The sequence below is a fragment of the Paenibacillus glufosinatiresistens genome (genome assembly GCF_031470375.1).
Taxonomy (GTDB): domain Bacteria; phylum Bacillota; class Bacilli; order Paenibacillales; family Paenibacillaceae; genus Paenibacillus_AQ; species Paenibacillus_AQ glufosinatiresistens.
This window is the reverse complement of sequence record NZ_JAVFHT010000001.1, coordinates 573,479-591,329: the sequence shown is the minus strand read 5'-3', so window position 1 is coordinate 591,329 and position 17,851 is coordinate 573,479. Positions and strand designations below refer to the sequence as shown.

The following is a 17,851-nucleotide window of genomic DNA, read 5'->3' as shown; positions in this document are numbered from 1 at the left end:
CCTGTCTTTATGGTCTTCACGGCTCTCTTCTCAAGAAGCGCTCTCGAAGGTGATCCGGTTCTTGCCGCTCCGCTTGGAAATGTAGAGCGCCTCGTCGGCCAGCCGCAGCGTCTCGCTCGTGTCCTGCGAATCGGGGCTCCAGATGGCCGCTCCGACGCTGCAGCCGATCTGAATCGGCTGATTCTCGATCAGGAACGGACGATTGATCGCATCGATAATGCGTTTGGCGACCGTCTCGGCTTCCTGCATCGGTTTTTGCAGAGAGGTATGAAGAACGACGACGAATTCGTCTCCTCCGATCCGCGTGACAATCTCATTGTCCCGGGTGGATTCCACGAGCCGGAACGCCACCTCCTGAAGCAGCTTGTCGCCGACTGCGTGCCCTCTGGCGTCGTTCACCCTCTTGAACCCGTCCAGGTCCAGATACAGAAACGTGAGCGTACTGTGGTTCTGCTTCGCCCGGCTGACCGCATGCGCCAGAAAATCATCCAGCGCCATCCGGTTGGGCAGCCCGGTCAGCGGGTCGTGGCGAGCCGCATCCGACATATGGAACAGTTCGGTCTCCGTATGCGTCAGCGCAGCGATCAGATTGCGCAGGGAATCCGACAGGTGGCGGACTTCGCGAATGCGGGACTGATTCGGAATTTCCACTGCCGTACCCGAGCTCAATTCATCCGCGGCTGCGGCGATTCGCCGCAGCGGACCGACGATCCAGCCGGCCAGGAACCAGCCTGCGATAGCGAACAGAACCGAGACGCTGATTCCCGACAGGGCAATCGTCCGCTTCAATTCCTGGATGGAGGCAAAAGCGATATCCGCCGGCTGGCGGATGACAACAGTCCATCCAAGGCCGGGATAATCCAAATAGCCGTTGCTGCGGGCATAACCGGTCAAATATCCCGTTCTGCTTCCGTTATCCTTCTCGACGAACCACGAATTCCCCAGATTCAGAGCCTGCAGCATCGTCTCCGGGTCCATCTTCCGGCCGACCCGTTCCTTGGGACCGAGCAGAATCGTATGGCCCGACCGGCTGACCACGAACACCTCGACATTCTTCGTATGCTGGCGAAGCGGATAAATAATCGACTCTTCCACCTGGCGCGACCATTCCCAGCTTAAGTGCGCCGCCAACACGCCGACCTTGGCATTGTCCGGCCCATAGACCGGAACGCTGACATCGACGAACTGCAAGGGCTCCCCGTCCGGATTGGGCAGATACTTGGACAGGAGAACCGCATCGTGCACATCCCCGACATACAGACCGTTCATTCCTTCCTGAAATACCGGGCGCTGGCTGATATTCTGCCCCAGCAGAATATTGTCCGTCGAAGCCGTCACCTTGCCTTTGGTATCCAGATAACCAACCCAGGTAAAAACCGAGAGGCTCTGCTTCAGCTGGTTCAACAGGGCCGTCACTTCATTGGGATCAACCGGCTGCTGGAACGCTTGAAGCCGGCTGATCGTTTCGATTTCACCGGCCCGGGCCCACATGAACTGGTCCAGGCTCTCCGACATCTGGTAGGCGACTTCGGACAAGGACTGACCGACGCTGGTTTCGGACGAACGGGTCGCTTCGCTGCCGATCACCCAGCTGAGCAGCAGTGTCAACAGAATGATGATGACCGCGAAAGCCCCCGCAAAGACAGACCGGAGTCTAAAAAACAATTCGCATTCTCCTTATACTAAAACAGATCTCATGCTTCCTTTATCGGTGATTCGCCTTGATTTATGAAGGGCGCGCCACGCCCGGCGGGCAGCAATCTTGGGAAATATGCTGAGTTGTAGCAAAATCATCCTGACTTCGCCGGGATGCCCTGTCATCCGGCTTCCGCCGCGTTATAATCAAGACGGATTCCAAGCTTGCGAAGGAGTGAACAATGGTGGCCGAGGAACAATTTGAAATGTACGACGACCCGTTCAAAATGCTGATTCTGCTCGCTACCCTGGTTGCAGAGAAACAAGGAGTTCCGCTGGCGTACGAGAAGGTTCCCGATTACGGCAACGAGGTATTTGCCCTTCAGAACGAACGGTTTCTCTACAAAAAAGACGGCACGGAAATCACCTGGTTTGAATTCCTTGGCCGGGATATCGCCTGCTCCCGTGACCTCAGCCGCTCCGAGTACAACCGCATGTTCGTGGACTGCATGGCGTCCCTGTATGCAATCGGCTGAATTTTTTGCAATTCGAAAGAGCGTTCGCATTGTCCTGCTCTGTCCGTTTCGTTTATAATGACTAAAAACGGGCGGAGGGAATTTATGGGCGCTGCCAGCAGAAAAGAACCATTCCGTTATGTAATGAACCAGCCAATCGAATGCTGGCTTGAAGTCCCTGCCGGCAATCCGGGCCCGGGCGCGGGCAAGCGAACCCCGGGTGTTCTGCTCGATATCAGCCGTTCCGGCTGCAAGGTACGCAGTTCACTGAACGTAAGATTCACTTCCGGGGATACAAAGATCACCATCCACTTCCAACTGAACGACCAGATGCTCGCTTTTGAGGGAAGTGTCCGCTGGGGCTGGATGTACGGAATCGGTGAATATCAATACGGCATCCGGCTTGACCTCACCGATGAAGAAGAAGATATTCTCATGCGCGAGCTGGAGCAGTGGACACTCGGCTCCGACGCGAGCCGTTAAGGCAGCCGGATAAAAGGCGGGAATCCACCCGCCTTTTTTGCTGTCTTTCTGCCTTTGTTCAGGCCATCACTTTCTATAATAAGGAGGCTTTCTTATGAATGATCCGATCGTGACTCCCCGCTGGCTCCTGGCCCGCATGTATGAGCCTGGACTTGTCATTGCAGACTGCCGGTTCAATCTCGCCGATCCCGAAGAGGGACGCGGCGCTTATCTCCGGGACCATATTCCGGGTGCCGTCTACCTTCATCTGGGCGAGGATCTGTCCGCTCCCGTGGGCGAACACGGCGGACGCCACCCGGTGCCGGACCCTGAATCTCTTGCGGCAGCGCTCGGGCGGGCAGGCATTTCCCGGGACAGCCTCGTTGTCGCTTACGACGATCAGGGCGGCCTCTACGCTTCCCGCCTCTGGTGGCTGCTTCAATATCTCGGACATGAACAGGCCTGTGTCATGGATCAAGGCTACAGCGCCTGGAAGACTGCCGGCTTCCCTGTCACCGATCACCGGCCGGTAACCATCCCGGCCAGCTATGAGCCTGCTCCCCGGCCCGAGCTGCTGGCAGAAATCGGGGAGATCCGGACAATCTCCGCGGAAGGAGCCGCTTCCGGCGCAGTCCTGATCGACTCCCGGGCTAACGACCGTTACCGGGGCGAGAACGAGACTATGGATAAGAAAGCAGGCCATATCCCCGGTGCAGTGAATTATTTCTGGAAAGACACGCAGCATGCAGACGGCAGTTACAAGAGTGCGGAGGAGCTTAATGAACATTTCTCCGGATTGGACAAAGACCGAGAAGTTATCGTCTACTGCGGCTCCGGCGTCTCCGCCTGCCCGAACGCGCTTGCCCTGAAGCGGATTGGCTTCAAGAAGGTCCGGCTGTACGGCGGAAGCTGGAGTGACTGGATCTCGTATGAGGAGAACCCGGTGGCGACTGGAGAAGCATAAGAGTTGTCCGGTTCTGGATGTGAATCAATTGTTAGATAAGCGAGCAACGGCTAGCATCCCGGAGCATCCGGCCGCATTTCTTCGAAGCCGTCCGCTCAGGACCTCTCTTCCATTCGGAGTCCTCCTCACCTTTTCTGAATACAGTGTATACGCGTTGGGTTCGATCAGAATCTCCGGTATAATGGTAAAAGTTACGTCGTATGTGAGATTACACGAACGAACTGACAGGTAAACCAAGTTCATAAAGCGGCTGAATCACGGAATCAGAAAGGATGAAGGACATTGAGTTATACGGAAATGTTGGAACGGAAGAGTGAAATTCTGAAGAAAACGGTCGAAAACTGGGTACTGAAGGATAACCGTGACGGACTCAATCGTCAAGAAGCCCATATGTTCCAGAATATGATTAAGGAACTTCATCAGAATGAACATGAATTGAATGGAGTTCGAGACAAGGAAGTAATTAAACGTCAAAATTAAGACCTCAGCGGCCGCCCGAGAAGTTGGTTGGCCGCACCATCTATACCAAACAAAGCCCGCATTGATTGCGGGCTTTGTTTTTTTAATCCTTAACGACGACAAGGTCAGAATCTCCCTCCCTACCCTGGCGCCTGACAAGTCTGCTTAGCGGACTGCGGGAGGTTATCGACCGGCTGTATATTTATACCATACCGCTCCATTCATTTAAAATTTATATTTGTCAGCGATCTCATCAAAAAGCGAGAATTTTGGAGATAAACGCGCATTTAATCGTTTTCATCGCACTTTTAAAATTTGTAATAAAAACTGACATCGATATATATTTTCGTTGTATCCGTCGCCAAATATGTAAGAATACTTTACATTGTTTACAGAATGACTCAAAGGAGCCCAGACTAACCATGACCAACAAATCCTCTATTTTCAAAATCACACTCATTACTTCTCTCCTTACGGTTTCGCTTCTGCCCGGATTTCAACCGGCCACAGTCTCTGCAAATGCCACAGCTGCCAATTTATCCGCAATTGCCGGAGTCGTACAACCCATTATTGATAAGGCCTGGAAAGACGGTATACGTGTATCCGTCGGGATGGAGGATTTGAGCGGTTCGTATGCGGACGACGGAATGGTGCTCGGAAAAGACGATACATACAAACCCGCCAGTACCATAAAGATGGCCCTGGTATCCGCGCTTATGCAGCAAGTCGATAACGGAACTCTCAAGTTAAGCGATACAGTCACAGTTGAACCTGCCGATGTAGTAGGTGGGACAGGCTCTCTCCAAAAGGAGAGTTTTCCGAAAGAGGTGACGCTTGAACGTTTGGCCCGGCTTATGATTACACAATCGGATAACACAGCCACCAATGTACTCATTGACGTTGTCGGTCTGGACAAGGTACAAGCCCTGATGGATAAGCTCGGCTTGAAGGTTATGCACCTGGGACGTAAAATGTTCGCTTCTGCTCCGACACCGGAACAGGATAACTATATCAATGCCGCGGACTTAGTTACGCTTCTGGAGAAAATCTATGACGGAACCTTCCTGACCACCGCATCCCGGAACCAGATTATAACCTGGATGGCCGCGCAGGAGGTTAACACGAAATTCGGGACTGCTCTACCTGATGCCCCCATCGCCCACAAAACCGGTGAGAATGCGAATGTTACCCATGACGCCGGCTACTTCCTCCTGCCCGGACGCGAGCTGGCGATCAGTGTAATGACCGAGGTTACGACTACAGATGATTTCGACCAGGCCCAGGCACTAGGCAATCCGGTTGTGCAGCAAATTGCAAAAGCCGTTTATAATCAATTGGCAGCGGATAATGCCGCTAATGAGGGAAGACCTGTAACAAGAGCCGAGTTCACATCCTTATTGGCTCGCGAGCTTGGTCTTAAAGCCTCACCGCAAGGCAAGACCTTCTCTGATGTCGCACCCGCCAGTCTGTTCTATGACGATATCCGCGCCGCACGTGAAGCAGGAATCATTTACGGGTTGTCTGACAACAGCTTCAAGGGAGATACGATCCTTACGAGAGCGGAGATGACCACCATGTTCATTCGTGCCTACGAACTACTGCATGGTACAGTGAATACGGAATTAGCAGAGTTATCTTACAAAGATCGTTCGGAAGTGCCAAGCTGGGCCCAAGCATCCATTCTGAAAGCATCCTTCTTGAACAAAATCCGCCGTTATGCTGACGGCACCTTCCAGCCTTCAGGTGCGACAACTTATGCCGATGCCATTGAAATCCTCTCCGGGCTCTGGACGATTTCCAAAGCCTCGAACGATTCCAAAACCAATTAACCAAAAGCGGCCTCATAAGCCGGATAGCAAGCACGAAGAAGCCCGCGCCTGGCGCGGGCTTGCTGCTTACCGGCCGAGGTTCTCGCGGGATGAGAACCGTCTCTTCGCCTCCTTGCTCACCGGCTCGAAGAAGTTAAGCAGATTGCCGTCGGGATCGCGGAACAGCATCGAACGGTTCCCCCAGGGCATTGTCGTCGGGTCCAAGACCCAATCGTCGACCCAGGGCTGCAAGCGTCTAAACTCGGCTTCGATATCGTCAACGCGGAACTCCAGAATGACAGTGCGGTTGCTGCCGGCCTCCACAGAACCGGGGCCGAACAGCTGCGCCGTCTGGGCGTGGGCGATAGCCAGAGTGCATGAAGGCAGAACAAATTCAGCAAATACGGGTGCGGGTCGCTGGGCGCTGACTCCCGTAATTTTCTCATAGAACTCGACAAGACGATCCACGTGGTCCGTAATGATTCTTGCTGAAGCAAAGTTCATATCCGATATCATCCTTCCTTTTCTTCTTTGTCTTGACATACCCATTATAAAAAACGCTACTGACAACGTTATGTCAGTAGCGTTTAACTATTCTTTGGGCTTCCTCCCGAATCCGGGCCCGCAAGGACTCCGGTTCCAACACAAGGACGTCCGAGCCCCAGCCCAGCACCCAGGACACCGGATCGTCCAGCCGGCGAACACGAAGGACCGCATCCAGCCCGTTAGGATGCTCTTCCACTTCCTCCAAGTACGGATAGCCGGATTCCTTCACCCGGTCTGCGGCCTCAAGATTAAACCGCAGACGCACTTCTATGTTCCGGTCATCGGAAGGCGTGTACTTCTTCAAGTCAAAGTCTTCCGGGAGCTCGAACCGATCCTCCAGTACAATCAAATCCTTCATGCGGGACAGCCGGAAATGACGGATGGCCTGGCGCAGATCGCACCACGCCACAAGCATCCAGGAACCTTCCACAAGGGCAAGCCCGCAGGGAGCGGCGGTCCGTTCGCTGTGACGGCTCTCCGCCGAATCCGCCATGCCGATTCTCCTGCGCTGCAGCTCCAGTACAATGGCCAGCATACGATCGGTTTTGTTCATACCCGTAATTTACAGATTCATGCTATTTCAAGTCAAACGCAGGAGCCATCTCATAGGACTGGGTCAACCCTTGATACGTCACTTCCACCCGCAGATTCTCCCGCTTCAGGAAAGTCACGATTCCCGACGGCTCCACCCGTCCCACTTCGGGATTCAGCACCTTATAGGAAGCTTCGGAAGGTACGGAATATTCCATTCCATTCTCCATCGTAACGACCGGATTGATCCGGTGGAACGTTCCTGTCATCGTGTAGGACAGATAGCGGCTAACTTCCAGCTTGACCGGTCTGCCGGCTGCCTTCCCGGTGAACAGGATAAGCGGATTATGTACGCGTCTGGACCAGGAGGTCTCATCATGCACCCCCGCAGGGTCCATCAGATAGAATAAATCTTTTCCGTATTGAAATCCCTTAGCCATAAGCATATCTACCAGAGGATCAATACCCATTTCTTCCTTCGCACCCATGTCCAGATAAATCTTCACATCCGGCTTCCCGGACTCTTTCGCCCACGCTTCATAGGCGGGTCCGTTAGCTACCCATATAGGGAGCGACATCGCCCCGATCATCGAAAATGTCTCGGGATGGTGATAGCCCATCCAGAACGCCTGCACACCGCCATAGGACGATCCTATAATCATGCGGTGGTCCCTGTCCGGGATCGTCCGGTAGGTTGAATCTGCATAAGGAATTACCGTGTCCAGGAAGAAACGGGTGAATTTCTCCGCTCCGATTCCATCTGAAAGGACTTTATCATTGGCAAAAGGAACATATTCATTTCCCCGGTCGTTTCCTTCCCCTGCATCAACCGCAATGACAATGACCTTCTCCATCTTGCCTTCTCCGACAAGCTGGTCCACGTTCTGGTCAACCAGCCACTCTTTATTGAAAGAGCTGGTGCCGGTGTGAAACACATTCCGGCCGTCGTTCATATACACGACCGGATAACGGTCTGTATCGGTGTCATAACCGGGCGGCAGATACACAAAGATTCTTCGTTCCCCAAGCTTCTCGATGCTCACGGTGCCTTTGGCCGCAGCCGCAGCCGGGCTTGCCTTCAGGGTTGCCGAAGGCTGCGCACCGGTGGACTCCTTGTTATTCCCGTTACAAGCCGTAAGCGCTAACATAAATAAGGTGGCCAGCCCCAGGCAGCTTAGCCTGCACATCCATCTTTTAACCATTCCATTCCCTCGCTTCCTAAGTTGTTCAAACGTTTTCACAGGTTACAAGAACCTATTATATCAGGAATAGAAACGGAGGAAAACGATTCCAAAAACTTTCACATTTTGGTCCCTGTCTGCCCTGCGCCCCTCTCTTTGGCATTACCTGTGCTTGCAATCCGTCCGGTTTTCGTTAACAATGATAATCATTATCATTTATCTTGAAAAGGAGGCTTCCGACCCTCATGGTTCCGGCCCAAGCCATGCATGAACTGATCTTCTCCTACCAGGGGACGGAGAAGCTTCTCCTTCCCGCCCGGAGCCGGCGGGAGTGGTCGCCGGCCCCGGGCGAAGCCGCTGTGCTGTACGCGGCCGGCATTCCGCTGAAGGCCGCCCTGCAGGGCGGCCCGTCGCGCCTTGCCGACGATATCGCAGCCGGCGAATTCATGCTGGTGCCGGCGGGCTGCTCCTGCACGCTGGGCAATGACGGCGGGCGCGCCGGTGAAGCGCTGCTGGTCCGCTTTATTATCCGGGGGCCGGAAGGCACCCTGGAGGCCATCCGCAGCTTTCAGCGCGAATATTTGGCCATGGAGCGCATTCGCTCGTTCCGGATGCCGCAGGCCGGCATCTGGATGTCCGATTTTACTCGCGGCTGCACTCCCGGGGATTTCGCCCAGCATTACCGGCTGCAATCGCATCTATACCTGATTCTCTCCGGCTTCATGGACGCTGTCCGGCAGCCGAAGGCGGCCGGCTCCGACCTGCAGGCCTATGTCCGCCATGTCCGGGAACATATCGTCAAGCACTGCCACGAGGTCATGGATATCGAAGAACTGGCGCAGGCCTCCGGCGTGAGCTCCGGCCGCTTCTACCGGGCCTTTCGCCGGCAGGTCGGCTTAAGCCCGCTTCAATTCGCGACCGAAGCGCGTCTTCAGGCGTCCATGCGCCTCCTTGCCGAATACGGCGCTTCCGTCGCCGAAGCCGCGCACGCCGCAGGGTATGCGGACGAGCATTATTTCAGCCGCGTATTCAAGAAGCAGCTCGGTCTTCCTCCGAGCCTCTACAGACAGGCCGCCCGCCGCCGGATTGCCGTACTGTCTCCCGTCTTCTCGGGCGACCTCGCCCCGCTCGGTCTCGCGCCCTGTCTAACGCTCGATGTGGAAGGGACCGCGCCGGCGGAGGAAGCGCTTGAACAGCTGCGGCGGACCGCTCCCGACCGCATCTTGAGCGGTCCGGTACCCGATGCGGTGCTTTGTGAGCTGGAAGCCGTTGCCCCCACCTTGATCTTACGCCCCGAAGATCCTTGGAGGAGGCGTCTGGCCGAAGCCGCCGCCTGGCTGGAGCTTGCACCGGTTGCCGAGCATTGGACGGGGCTGTTCGAAGCGATGGCGGAGAATGCAAGGAAGCGTCTCCGCGAACGCTGGGGCAGCGAACCGGCTGTGCTCGCCGAAGCCTGTCCGCATGGCATGGCCGTCTATGGCAGGCGAAGCCATAAGCTCAGCGTCCTCTTCTACGAAGAACTTGGAGTGGCTCCGCCGCTGCGCCCCCGGCCCATGGAAGTCTGCCCGGCAGGCAGTCTGGCCGAATGGGCCGGGCAAAGCGGCTGCCATCTGATTGTGCTGGTTCCCCCGGAAGCCGGTCAAGGCCGGCTGGCCGCTCTGGAACAGGAGTGGCGCGTTCTTGCGCCGCATGGCCGATGGCACTGCCTCTTCCTTCCCTGCGAATCGGAGCCGGAGTCCAATGCCGGCTGCTTGGGCCAAGCGCTGGAGCAACTTCTCCGGCAGATGGAATAATCCATCCCTTTTGCAGAAATGTCCATGCCACTTGCCGGGAAGTTTCCGGTATAGTAATAAACATGTTGATAATGATTATCAATGAGAATACATAACGGCAGCGAGGTGTCCCTGTGCGCATATTCAACACCAAGGTTCTGACAGCCGCCCTGCTGCTTCTGTCCGCCGCTTCCCTGTTCGTCGGCGTCAGGGAGATCCGCCCGCAGGACCTCTTCCGTCTGAGCGACAGCCAGCTTCAGGTGTTGTGGGTCAGCCGGGTTCCCCGGCTGATCAGTCTGATCGTCGCCGGTATCAGCATGAGCGTGGTCGGACTCATCATGCAGCAGATCAGCCGCAACAAATTCGTCTCGCCGACGACCGGCGGCACCGACGATGCCGCAAGGCTCGGCATTCTGGTCTCCATGCTTCTGTTCGGCAGCACGGGGCCTATGGCGAAGATGCTGATCGCCTTTGCTTTTGCCCTGGCCGGCACCTTCCTGTTCATGAAGCTGCTGGACCGGATCCGGCTGAAGGACGCTGTGCTGATTCCGCTGGTCGGTCTCATGTTCGGCAATATGATCAGCTCGCTCACCACCTTCCTGGCGTATAAGCATGACCTGATTCAGAGTCTGTCGTCCTGGCTTCAGGGGAGCTTCACGCTGGTGATGAGCGGGCGCTACGAGCTTCTATACCTCAGTATTCCGCTCGTGGCAATTGCCTATATCTATGCCGACAAATTCACGATTTCCGGGATGGGCGAGGAATTCGCGGTCAACCTGGGCCTGAACTACAAGCAGGTGGTCCATATCGGACTCATTCTGGTGTCGCTGGTGTCGGTGGTCGTCATGATCACGGTGGGCACCATTCCGTTCCTCGGGCTGGTTATTCCGAACCTCGTCTCGATTCTGCACGGCGATCATCTGAAGAAGAGCCTGGGGCACACCGCCCTGCTCGGCGCCGTGTTCATTCTCGGCTGCGACCTTCTGAGCCGGGTCGTCATTTATCCCTACGAGATTCCGATCGGCCTGACGGTCGGGGTCGTGGGGGGCGGGATTTTTCTGTATCTGCTTCTAAGGAGAAGGGTCTATGAATAACGCGGTCAAAATCAGCCTGCTGTCGCTGCTCTCTCTTGCGCTGATCTCGCTCTTTCTGTTCACCGACCGGGTCGGCCGCTGGGACTATATCTTCCCGCTCAGGCTGTCCAAGATCGCCGTCATCGCGGTAACGGGCGCGGCCATCGCCTACTCCACCCTGATCTTTCAGACGGTGACGAACAACCGCATTCTCACGCCGAGCATCATCGGCCTGGATTCGCTGTACACGCTGGTCCAGACGTTCGTCGTCTTCGTGTTCGGCTCGGCCAGCCGGCTTGTCACTTCCCCAGAGCTGAACTTCCTGCTGTCGGCGGGGTGCATGCTGCTCTTCGTCGGCCTGCTCTACCGGCTCATGTTCAAAGGGGAAGCCCGGCACATCTATCTGCTGCTCCTGGTCGGTCTGGTGATGGGCACCCTGTTCGGCAGCCTGTCCACCTTCATGCAGGTGCTGATTGATCCGAACGAGTTCCTTGTTCTTCAGGGGCGCATGTTCGCGAGCTTCAACCGGGTCAATACCGACCTGCTGCCGCTGGCGATTGCCGTCATATTCGGCACGCTGCTCTACGGACTCCGCGATCTGCGCGTGCTGGATGTGCTCTCGCTGGGCCGGGAGCATGCGCTGAACCTGGGCGTCCCGTATGACCGGACCGTCAAAAGACAGCTCGTCATCGCATCCGTGCTCGTCTCGCTCTCGACCGCGCTGGTCGGTCCCATCACGTTCCTGGGACTTCTGGTCGTGAACATTGTCTACCCGCTGCTGGCGACTTATCGGCACGGCCCGCTGCTGGCCGGTTCGATTCTGACCGCAATCGCGGCGCTGGCCGGCGGCCAGCTGCTGGTCGAGCGGGTGTTCACCTTCTCGACTACGATCAGCGTAATCGTCAATTTTGCCGGGGGCGCGTACTTTCTATTCTTGCTGCTGAGGGAGAACCGCGTATGATTGAAATCCGAAATGTAACCAAGCGCTATGGCGGCAGACCTGTCGTCAGCGATGTGTCGCTAACGATTCCCAAGGGACAGGTAACCAGCTTCATCGGTCCGAACGGCGCCGGCAAGAGCACGCTGCTGTCGATGATGAGCCGGCTGAGCGGCAAGGATTCCGGAGAGGTGCTGATCGACGGCCGCGAGATTGACCGCTGGGACAGCGGGGAGCTGGCGAAACGGGTCTCCATCCTGAAGCAGACCAACCAGATCGGCGTCCGACTGACGGTCAGGGAACTAGTCAGCTTCGGCCGCTACCCCTATTCCAAAGGACGGCTCAACGCTTCGGACCGGGCGGCCATCGACGAAGCGATTCATTATCTGGGGCTGGAGGAACTGCAGGACCGCTATCTCGATCAGCTCAGCGGCGGGCAGTGCCAGCGGGCCTATATCGCCATGACGGTGGCCCAGAATACGGATTATGTGCTGCTGGACGAGCCGCTGAACAATCTGGACATGAAGCATGCCGTCCAGATTATGAAGGTGCTTCGCCGCTTGTCGGGCGAGCTTGGCAAGACGGTCGTCATCGTGCTGCATGACATTAATTTCGCTTCCTGCTACTCCGACCGGATTGTGGCGCTGAAGCACGGAAAGGTGGTGAGGGAAGGCACAGCGGAGGAAATGATCTCTCCCGAAGCCCTTCGGGAGATCTATGAGATGGACATTCCGGTGGAGAATATCCGGGGACAACGAATCGGCGTGTATTTTGCCGCATCCTTTTAAACGAATCAGACAAAGGCGGGGTTATGGTGACAATGAAAATGACGATGAACGGATCAGAAAGCAAACGTTGGACACAAGGAGCGCTTGCAGCCTTACTTGGCCTGGCGCTGACAGCCTGCGGCAACAACAACGAAGCGGGCGGCGAGGCAGAGGCCGCAGCGGCTTCTCCGGCTTCTTCTCCGGTCTCCTCTGCCGCTCCGGCCGCAAGCGCGGCACCGGCGGAGCTGACCATCAAGCATCAGCTTGGCGAGACTGCCGTACAGCATCATCCGCAGAAGGTCGTCGTCTTCGACTTCGGCGTTCTCGATTCCCTGGACAAGCTCGGCGTCGAAGTTGCCGGCGTACCGCAAGCTAACATCCCTCCTTACCTGAGCAAATACGAGAGCAAGGACTATGCCAATGTCGGCAGCCTGAAAGAACCCGATCTGGAGCAGATCAGCGCGATTGACCCGGATTTGATCCTGATCTCCGGCAGACAATCGGACTACTACGAGGAGCTGTCCAAGCTCGGCCCGACGGTCTTCATGGGTGTCGATTCCGCGCGCTATATGGATTCTTTTGAAGAGAATACCGAAACACTCGGCCGGATCTTCGGCAAGGAGAAAGAAGTGGAAGCGGAGCTGAAGAAGGTGGAGGACTCCATTCAGACGCTCAAGGACAAGGTCAGCGCGGAAGGCAAGAATGCGCTGATTATTCTGGCCAATGAGGGCAATATCAGCGCCTACGGCTCCGGTTCCCGGTTCGGCATGATCCATGATGTCTTCGGATTCAAGGAAGCCGACGCGAACATTGAAGCTTCGACGCACGGGCAGAGCGTCACGTTCGAGTATGTCGCCGAGAAGAACCCGGATTATCTCTTCGTCATAGACCGCGGCGCGGCCATGTCGGGAGACGCCCCGGCCTCCAAGGAACTCGTCGAGAATGAGCTGGTCAAAGGAACGAATGCCTATAAGAACGGCCACATTGTCTATCTGGATGCCAATTACTGGTATCTGTCCGGGGGCGGCCTTGAGTCGGTCGCCGCTATGGTTGACGAGGTTGCAGCCGCGTTGAAGTAACCGGCCGTATGAGCGTTATCTCTCTGCTTTTATAGAATGGCAAAAACAACGGACTGCCGGCTTTCCGGCAGTCCGTTGTTTTATTGAAGCGGTTAGCTTGAAGCTGTGCCCCTAACCGGATTAACGCTGGCCGACCCAGTCCGGTCCGGCTGTCTCCGCCCAGCGGGCGGTAATGCTCCGGTACTGCTCCTCCGGGAGCATCCCCTGCTCCAGCAGCTTCGCATTCTGGACCCACCGGTCCGGGTTGCGCGTACCGACGATGGCTGTACTGACTCCGGGAACCGTCAGAGCGAAGCGAAGCGCGACGCTTACCCCCTCCTGAACATCGCCCAGGAAATCGTATTTCAGCTCCTGAAGGCGTCTCCAATAGACGTAAGGGTAGTCATCCTCATTGAAGGAATCGAAAGCCCATGCGGCATTGGCAATCGGCCGCTTCGCGGTTACGCCCATGCCTTTCCGGGCCGCTTCTGCAATAATGGCGACGGATTCCTGATCGGCGATATTAATAGAAGTCTCCAGACTGTCGAATACGCCGGTCCCGACCGCGTAGCGGGAATCGTTGTGATCGCCGCTGTAGCCGATATAGCGCGTTTTGCCGGCCTGCTTGGCTTCCTGCAGCACCTGAATGACTTCGCCCCGCCGAAGAATCTCCTCGGTGCAGCTATGCAGATGGATTACATCGACATAGTCCGTGTTCAGACGCTTCAGACTGCGGTCGATGCTCTCACGCAGCATAACCGGGTCCCAGTCGGCTCCTTCCAGACCCGCGGTATGCCCGCATTTGGTGAACAGATAGTAATCGCTTCGCCGTCCCGAGAGGGCTTGGCCGATCAGCTCTTCGCTGTTCCCGTAGCATTCCGCGGTATCAATGATATTCAGACCGGCATCGAGCGCGCTGTGAAGCAGCCGGTCGGCGGTCGCCTGGTCCGAGTTCCGAATTTCAGCCCCGCCGAATCCGAGAATACTGACTTTCATGTCCGTTGTTCCGTAAGGACGCAGTTGCATGTTGATTCCTCTCCTTAAGCCTTAATGTCTGCTGCTCTTCTCGCCTGCTTCTTCCAAAAATCAGCTGCTGCTGCCTTCCATTTGACTCTATCATTACCAGTTCTTATTCATATATTATCGTATCCCAACGAAAAGGAGAAGTGATCCAACATGGCTCGTCTTGTTGATTTTGCCTCATCCGTTCCCACGCCGGTTACTACGGCGGACAGCACTGTCACTCCCGTCCCTCTGGCTCCGGCCGGCGTCGGTCTGGCCTTCGCCAGAGTCAACGTCTCTGCTGCGCCCAATGCCGTTCAGCTTGTCGCAACCGTCGGCGTTCAGGCCGGCGACGCTTCCACCAATGTGCTGCTCCGCTTCCTGCGGGATTCGCAGACAATCTTCTATGCGCTTTACACCGTGGAGGAATTCTACAATGAATTCGCCGTTATCACCATTCAGCACATTGATCAGAACGTCGCACCCGGGCCTCATGACTATGCCGTATCCATCGAGCGCCAGACGCCCGGCACGGCCTATGTGGTTGGTCCGGTAACGCTTAGCGCCACCTCCATCGCCCGCTGACCCGTTCGGACAAGCCGCATCCGAACCGCAAGTCTTCTTCGCTCAGTTAAGGAGAGCTCCCGTCAGGGGCTCTCCTGTTTCATGCTATAATGAAGAAGAGAATAGCCGAAGATTGGAAAACACAAGGAGCGATGAATCGTGAAGAAGAACCGTCTGGGCGCATCCGGCATCGAAGTCAGCGAGATCGGGCTGGGCTGCATGTCGCTTGGAACCGAGGAGGGGCAGGCCGTCTCTCTCATCCATGAAGCGCTGGACCGCGGAGTTACGCTGCTGGATACCGCCGACCTCTACGACAGCGGCCGCAATGAGGAGCTGGTAGGGCGCGCCATTCAGGGCCGCCGCAATCAGGTGATCCTTGCGACCAAGGTCGGCAACCGCCGGATTCCGGGACAGGAAGGCTGGGTCTGGGACCCTTCGGGAGCTTATATCCGCAAGGCAGTACGCGACAGTCTCCGCCGGCTCGGAACCGACTACATCGACGTATACCAGCTTCACGGCGGGACGATGGACGATCCGATCGAAGACACGATCGAAGCTTTTGAGGAGCTGAAACGGGACGGACTGATCCGGGAATATGCGATCTCTTCCCTGCGCCCGAACGTTATCCGCGAATATGCGGCGCGGTCGGGGATCGTCAGCGTGATGAATCCCTACAGCATCGTCGACCGGCGCGCCGAAGAGGAGGTGCTGCCTCTGCTTCAGCAGCGGGGCATCCGGGTCATCGGACGCGGGCCGTTGCACAGCGGCGCTCTGGCCGCCCGACGGGAACCGCTGAAGGGCGTTCCCGATTATGAGCTGGATGAGCTGAAGACGCTGCGCACGGTGCTGGAAGAGAAGTTTGCCGCCAGCGGACGCAATCTGACACAGGTAGCTCTGCGCTATCCGCTCGGCCATCCGGCCGTTGCCGCAATCGTACCCGGCGCCAGCTCGCGGGAGCAGCTGCTGCAGAACCTCTCGGCGGCAGACTGCCCGCCGCTGAGCGAGGAAGAGCTGGCCTTCATCCGAAGCGTCAGCAAGGCCAACCGCTATCGGCAGCACCGATAGCGGCCGAGTGCCCGGACTTGTAGTGCCGAAGCAGGGCCGAGAGCACAAACAGGGTTCCGAGCCGCCGATACCGGCGGGACGGAACCCTTCTTCATTCTTCTTTGACTGCTGTCTGACCAGAGCCGGACGGACGTCGGCTCCGACGCTCATTCTGCGGCTTGCCGCGCCGACCCCGACCCGAAAGCCTTACCTTCCTTAACCATGCGGACGTTGTACATCTGAACCGCTACAGACCGGATGAATTCAAGCGGCTGCTGGCCCCGGCTATTCCGGTGCCCTTGAATATGCTCTTCGCTCTTCTCCCAATTCTTCCAGGCTTCCTCCGACTCCCAGCGGATCATCGTAACGACTTCTTCCGTCTCTTTCGCCTTCCGGTTCACCATTACGGAAATATCCAACAGCCCGTCCCGTTCCTGAAGAGGACCCGGCGCCTGGAACCGCTCGACAATTCTGTCGCTGAATCCGGCATCGACGATGGTTGTTCTCATTACAATAAACACTCGAGCATTCCTCCCGGCAAAATGATTTCATTATCATTATAAATGATAATGATTATCAACTTCAATCTATTCTTTCTGATTGACTTCCCTTTTCTCTTTCTCTCAACCAAGTGAGATTGCGGGTATAATTCTCCGCCGCGGCCCATCCGGCGTACTGATCCGGCATCTTCTCTTCTCGTACATCTGCCGGTATTCGGCTGTATTCCGTCAGTTCACGGATATACGTCCGTGTGACATGCACAGCGGCTCCGTCAGCAACCAGGCCATGACCCGGCACAATCCTTTGCGCACCGTAAGTCTCCAACCGGTCCAAGGCTTCGAGCCAGGAGGCCGGGTTCCCGTCCACCAGCAGCGGATGGTTGCCAACAGGCGTCAGATCGGCGGTAAACAGAATAGACTCCTCGGGCAGGTAGAGCACAGCATCACATTCGGTGTGTCCGGCCCCCACCGAGATGAAGGAAGCCATTCTACGCCCGCCGTAAAGATGGAGGGCCGATTCAAAGGTTAACGCAGCCGGCGTAATCTCCAGTTCCATAATAGAACGCTTGAGGTCCTCCAGCATCTCAAGCTGAGTGTCCTTCCCCGCTTCGGCGCCGTCTGCGGCGCCACGCCGCAGATCGGCAATGTCCCTCTCCAATTGGGGTAGAAGGGCGCTCATCCGTGAGAGCCATTCCTGCTGTCTGGACAACATCAGCGCTCGGGTCCGTGTCGTCGAGACAATGACGGCATCCTTGAAATGCTGGTTGCCTCTTACATGATCGCCGTGCCAATGGCTGTTCAGCACATACCTGACCGGCTTGCCGGTCAGTTCTTCCGCCGCCAAGCGCAGGTCAGCGCCTGCGGCAGGCGTATTGAACGTATCCCAGACAAGCGTATAGGTTCCCATGTCGATAACACCGGCGTTGCTCATGGCTCCCCACGCTCGCTTGGCTTCCAGCACATAGACACCGTCCGCCAGAGAATGGCATTCAAAATAGGGTGAGTTCCTCATTTCTACGGCTCCCTTCCCATC

General features: G+C 56.5%; 19 protein-coding genes. 12 read left to right on the top strand and 7 right to left on the bottom strand.

The features are described from left to right. Positions 1-30: 30 nt before the first annotated feature. Positions 31-1,665, bottom strand: coding sequence for a sensor domain-containing diguanylate cyclase (locus RBI05_RS02710; protein ID WP_310550034.1), 1,635 nt, complete (start codon positions 1,663-1,665; stop codon positions 31-33). A 215-nt stretch (positions 1,666-1,880) separates the two neighbouring features. Between RBI05_RS02710 and RBI05_RS02705 the strand changes: the two genes are divergently transcribed. The 5 genes from RBI05_RS02705 to RBI05_RS02685 all read left to right on the top strand — a co-directional run bounded on the left by RBI05_RS02705 (position 1,881) and on the right by RBI05_RS02685 (position 5,864). Next, on the top strand, positions 1,881-2,171 hold the full coding sequence (locus RBI05_RS02705; protein ID WP_223879874.1) for a hypothetical protein: 291 nt from the start codon (positions 1,881-1,883) through the stop codon (positions 2,169-2,171). Positions 2,172-2,255: 84 nt separating this feature from the next. Continuing rightward, positions 2,256-2,633, top strand: a complete 378-nt coding sequence (locus RBI05_RS02700) for a PilZ domain-containing protein (RefSeq protein ID WP_310550033.1) — start codon at positions 2,256-2,258, stop codon at positions 2,631-2,633. 94 nt (positions 2,634-2,727) lie between these two features. After that, positions 2,728-3,576, top strand: a complete 849-nt coding sequence (locus RBI05_RS02695; protein ID WP_310550032.1) for a sulfurtransferase — start codon at positions 2,728-2,730, stop codon at positions 3,574-3,576. A 282-nt stretch (positions 3,577-3,858) separates the two neighbouring features. After that, positions 3,859-4,056, top strand: coding sequence for a hypothetical protein (locus RBI05_RS02690; RefSeq protein ID WP_150458480.1), 198 nt, complete (start codon positions 3,859-3,861; stop codon positions 4,054-4,056). Positions 4,057-4,457: 401 nt separating this feature from the next. Further along, positions 4,458-5,864, top strand: a complete 1,407-nt coding sequence (locus tag RBI05_RS02685; protein WP_310550031.1) for a serine hydrolase — start codon at positions 4,458-4,460, stop codon at positions 5,862-5,864. Positions 5,865-5,930: 66 nt separating this feature from the next. Here RBI05_RS02685 and RBI05_RS02680 read toward each other — a convergent pair whose 3' ends face one another. The 3 genes from RBI05_RS02680 to RBI05_RS02670 all read right to left on the bottom strand — a co-directional run bounded on the left by RBI05_RS02680 (position 5,931) and on the right by RBI05_RS02670 (position 8,122). Next, complete coding sequence (locus RBI05_RS02680) at positions 5,931-6,347, bottom strand: VOC family protein (protein ID WP_150458477.1); 417 nt, start codon at positions 6,345-6,347, stop codon at positions 5,931-5,933. Between the two features lie 73 nt (positions 6,348-6,420). Next, positions 6,421-6,942 (bottom strand): WYL domain-containing protein, encoded by a 522-nt coding sequence (locus tag RBI05_RS02675; protein WP_310550030.1) that lies wholly within the window; start codon positions 6,940-6,942, stop codon positions 6,421-6,423. Between the two features lie 22 nt (positions 6,943-6,964). Continuing rightward, the gene (locus RBI05_RS02670; protein WP_310550029.1) at positions 6,965-8,122 is read right to left on the bottom strand and encodes an alpha/beta hydrolase; all 1,158 of its coding nucleotides are present in this window, start codon (positions 8,120-8,122) and stop codon (positions 6,965-6,967) included. Between the two features lie 224 nt (positions 8,123-8,346). Here RBI05_RS02670 and RBI05_RS02665 point away from each other — a divergent pair, with 224 nt between their 5' ends. The 5 genes from RBI05_RS02665 to RBI05_RS02645 all read left to right on the top strand — a co-directional run bounded on the left by RBI05_RS02665 (position 8,347) and on the right by RBI05_RS02645 (position 13,729). Then, positions 8,347-9,894, top strand: a complete 1,548-nt coding sequence (locus RBI05_RS02665; protein WP_310550028.1) for a helix-turn-helix transcriptional regulator — start codon at positions 8,347-8,349, stop codon at positions 9,892-9,894. A gap of 113 nt (positions 9,895-10,007) precedes the next feature. Beyond that, the gene (locus RBI05_RS02660; protein ID WP_310550027.1) at positions 10,008-10,967 is read left to right on the top strand and encodes an ABC transporter permease; all 960 of its coding nucleotides are present in this window, start codon (positions 10,008-10,010) and stop codon (positions 10,965-10,967) included. Then, positions 10,960-11,907: an iron chelate uptake ABC transporter family permease subunit gene (locus RBI05_RS02655; protein WP_310550026.1), complete on the top strand. Its 948-nt coding sequence runs from the start codon at positions 10,960-10,962 to the stop codon at positions 11,905-11,907. Before RBI05_RS02660 ends, RBI05_RS02655 begins: the two co-directional genes overlap by 8 nt. Beyond that, on the top strand, positions 11,904-12,671 hold the full coding sequence (locus tag RBI05_RS02650) for an iron ABC transporter ATP-binding protein (RefSeq protein WP_150458472.1): 768 nt from the start codon (positions 11,904-11,906) through the stop codon (positions 12,669-12,671). Before RBI05_RS02655 ends, RBI05_RS02650 begins: the two co-directional genes overlap by 4 nt. Positions 12,672-12,703: 32 nt before the next feature. Further along, complete coding sequence (locus RBI05_RS02645) at positions 12,704-13,729, top strand: siderophore ABC transporter substrate-binding protein (RefSeq protein WP_408638283.1); 1,026 nt, start codon at positions 12,704-12,706, stop codon at positions 13,727-13,729. Positions 13,730-13,849: 120 nt separating this feature from the next. Here RBI05_RS02645 and RBI05_RS02640 read toward each other — a convergent pair whose 3' ends face one another. After that, entirely contained in the window at positions 13,850-14,734 is an 885-nt protein-coding gene (locus tag RBI05_RS02640) for an aldo/keto reductase (RefSeq protein WP_150458471.1), read from the bottom strand. 150 nt (positions 14,735-14,884) lie between these two features. Between RBI05_RS02640 and RBI05_RS02635 the strand changes: the two genes are divergently transcribed. Beyond that, complete coding sequence (locus tag RBI05_RS02635) at positions 14,885-15,295, top strand: hypothetical protein (RefSeq protein WP_310550024.1); 411 nt, start codon at positions 14,885-14,887, stop codon at positions 15,293-15,295. Between the two features lie 138 nt (positions 15,296-15,433). Then, positions 15,434-16,339 (top strand): aldo/keto reductase, encoded by a 906-nt coding sequence (locus tag RBI05_RS02630; RefSeq protein ID WP_310550023.1) that lies wholly within the window; start codon positions 15,434-15,436, stop codon positions 16,337-16,339. A 146-nt stretch (positions 16,340-16,485) separates the two neighbouring features. Here the strand turns inward: RBI05_RS02630 and RBI05_RS02625 are convergent, their stop codons facing one another. Then, positions 16,486-16,839, bottom strand: coding sequence for an antibiotic biosynthesis monooxygenase (locus RBI05_RS02625; RefSeq protein WP_150458468.1), 354 nt, complete (start codon positions 16,837-16,839; stop codon positions 16,486-16,488). Between the two features lie 61 nt (positions 16,840-16,900). Beyond that, positions 16,901-17,830 carry an MBL fold metallo-hydrolase gene (locus RBI05_RS02620; protein ID WP_310550022.1) on the bottom strand — a complete coding sequence of 310 codons (930 nt, stop codon included), beginning with the start codon at positions 17,828-17,830 and terminating at the stop codon, positions 16,901-16,903. Positions 17,831-17,851: the final 21 nt, after the last annotated feature.

Excerpts from the sequence above, each read along its gene's own strand:
- RBI05_RS02675 (WP_310550030.1), bottom strand. The coding sequence starts at position 6,942 with ATGAACAAAACCGATCGTATGCTGGCCATTGTACTGGAGCTGCAGCGC.
- RBI05_RS02685 (WP_310550031.1), top strand. The coding sequence starts at position 4,458 with ATGACCAACAAATCCTCTATTTTCAAAATCACACTCATTACTTCTCTC.
- RBI05_RS02655 (WP_310550026.1), top strand. The coding sequence starts at position 10,960 with ATGAATAACGCGGTCAAAATCAGCCTGCTGTCGCTGCTCTCTCTTGCG.
- RBI05_RS02670 (WP_310550029.1), bottom strand. The coding sequence starts at position 8,122 with ATGGTTAAAAGATGGATGTGCAGGCTAAGCTGCCTGGGGCTGGCCACC.
- RBI05_RS02680 (WP_150458477.1), bottom strand. The coding sequence starts at position 6,347 with ATGAACTTTGCTTCAGCAAGAATCATTACGGACCACGTGGATCGTCTT.
- RBI05_RS02665 (WP_310550028.1), top strand. The coding sequence starts at position 8,347 with ATGGTTCCGGCCCAAGCCATGCATGAACTGATCTTCTCCTACCAGGGG.
- RBI05_RS02640 (WP_150458471.1), bottom strand. The coding sequence starts at position 14,734 with ATGCAACTGCGTCCTTACGGAACAACGGACATGAAAGTCAGTATTCTC.
- RBI05_RS02635 (WP_310550024.1), top strand. The coding sequence starts at position 14,885 with ATGGCTCGTCTTGTTGATTTTGCCTCATCCGTTCCCACGCCGGTTACT.
- RBI05_RS02650 (WP_150458472.1), top strand. The coding sequence starts at position 11,904 with ATGATTGAAATCCGAAATGTAACCAAGCGCTATGGCGGCAGACCTGTC.
- RBI05_RS02695 (WP_310550032.1), top strand. The coding sequence starts at position 2,728 with ATGAATGATCCGATCGTGACTCCCCGCTGGCTCCTGGCCCGCATGTAT.
- RBI05_RS02645 (WP_408638283.1), top strand. The coding sequence starts at position 12,704 with ATGAAAATGACGATGAACGGATCAGAAAGCAAACGTTGGACACAAGGA.
- RBI05_RS02700 (WP_310550033.1), top strand. The coding sequence starts at position 2,256 with ATGGGCGCTGCCAGCAGAAAAGAACCATTCCGTTATGTAATGAACCAG.
- RBI05_RS02620 (WP_310550022.1), bottom strand. The coding sequence starts at position 17,830 with ATGAGGAACTCACCCTATTTTGAATGCCATTCTCTGGCGGACGGTGTC.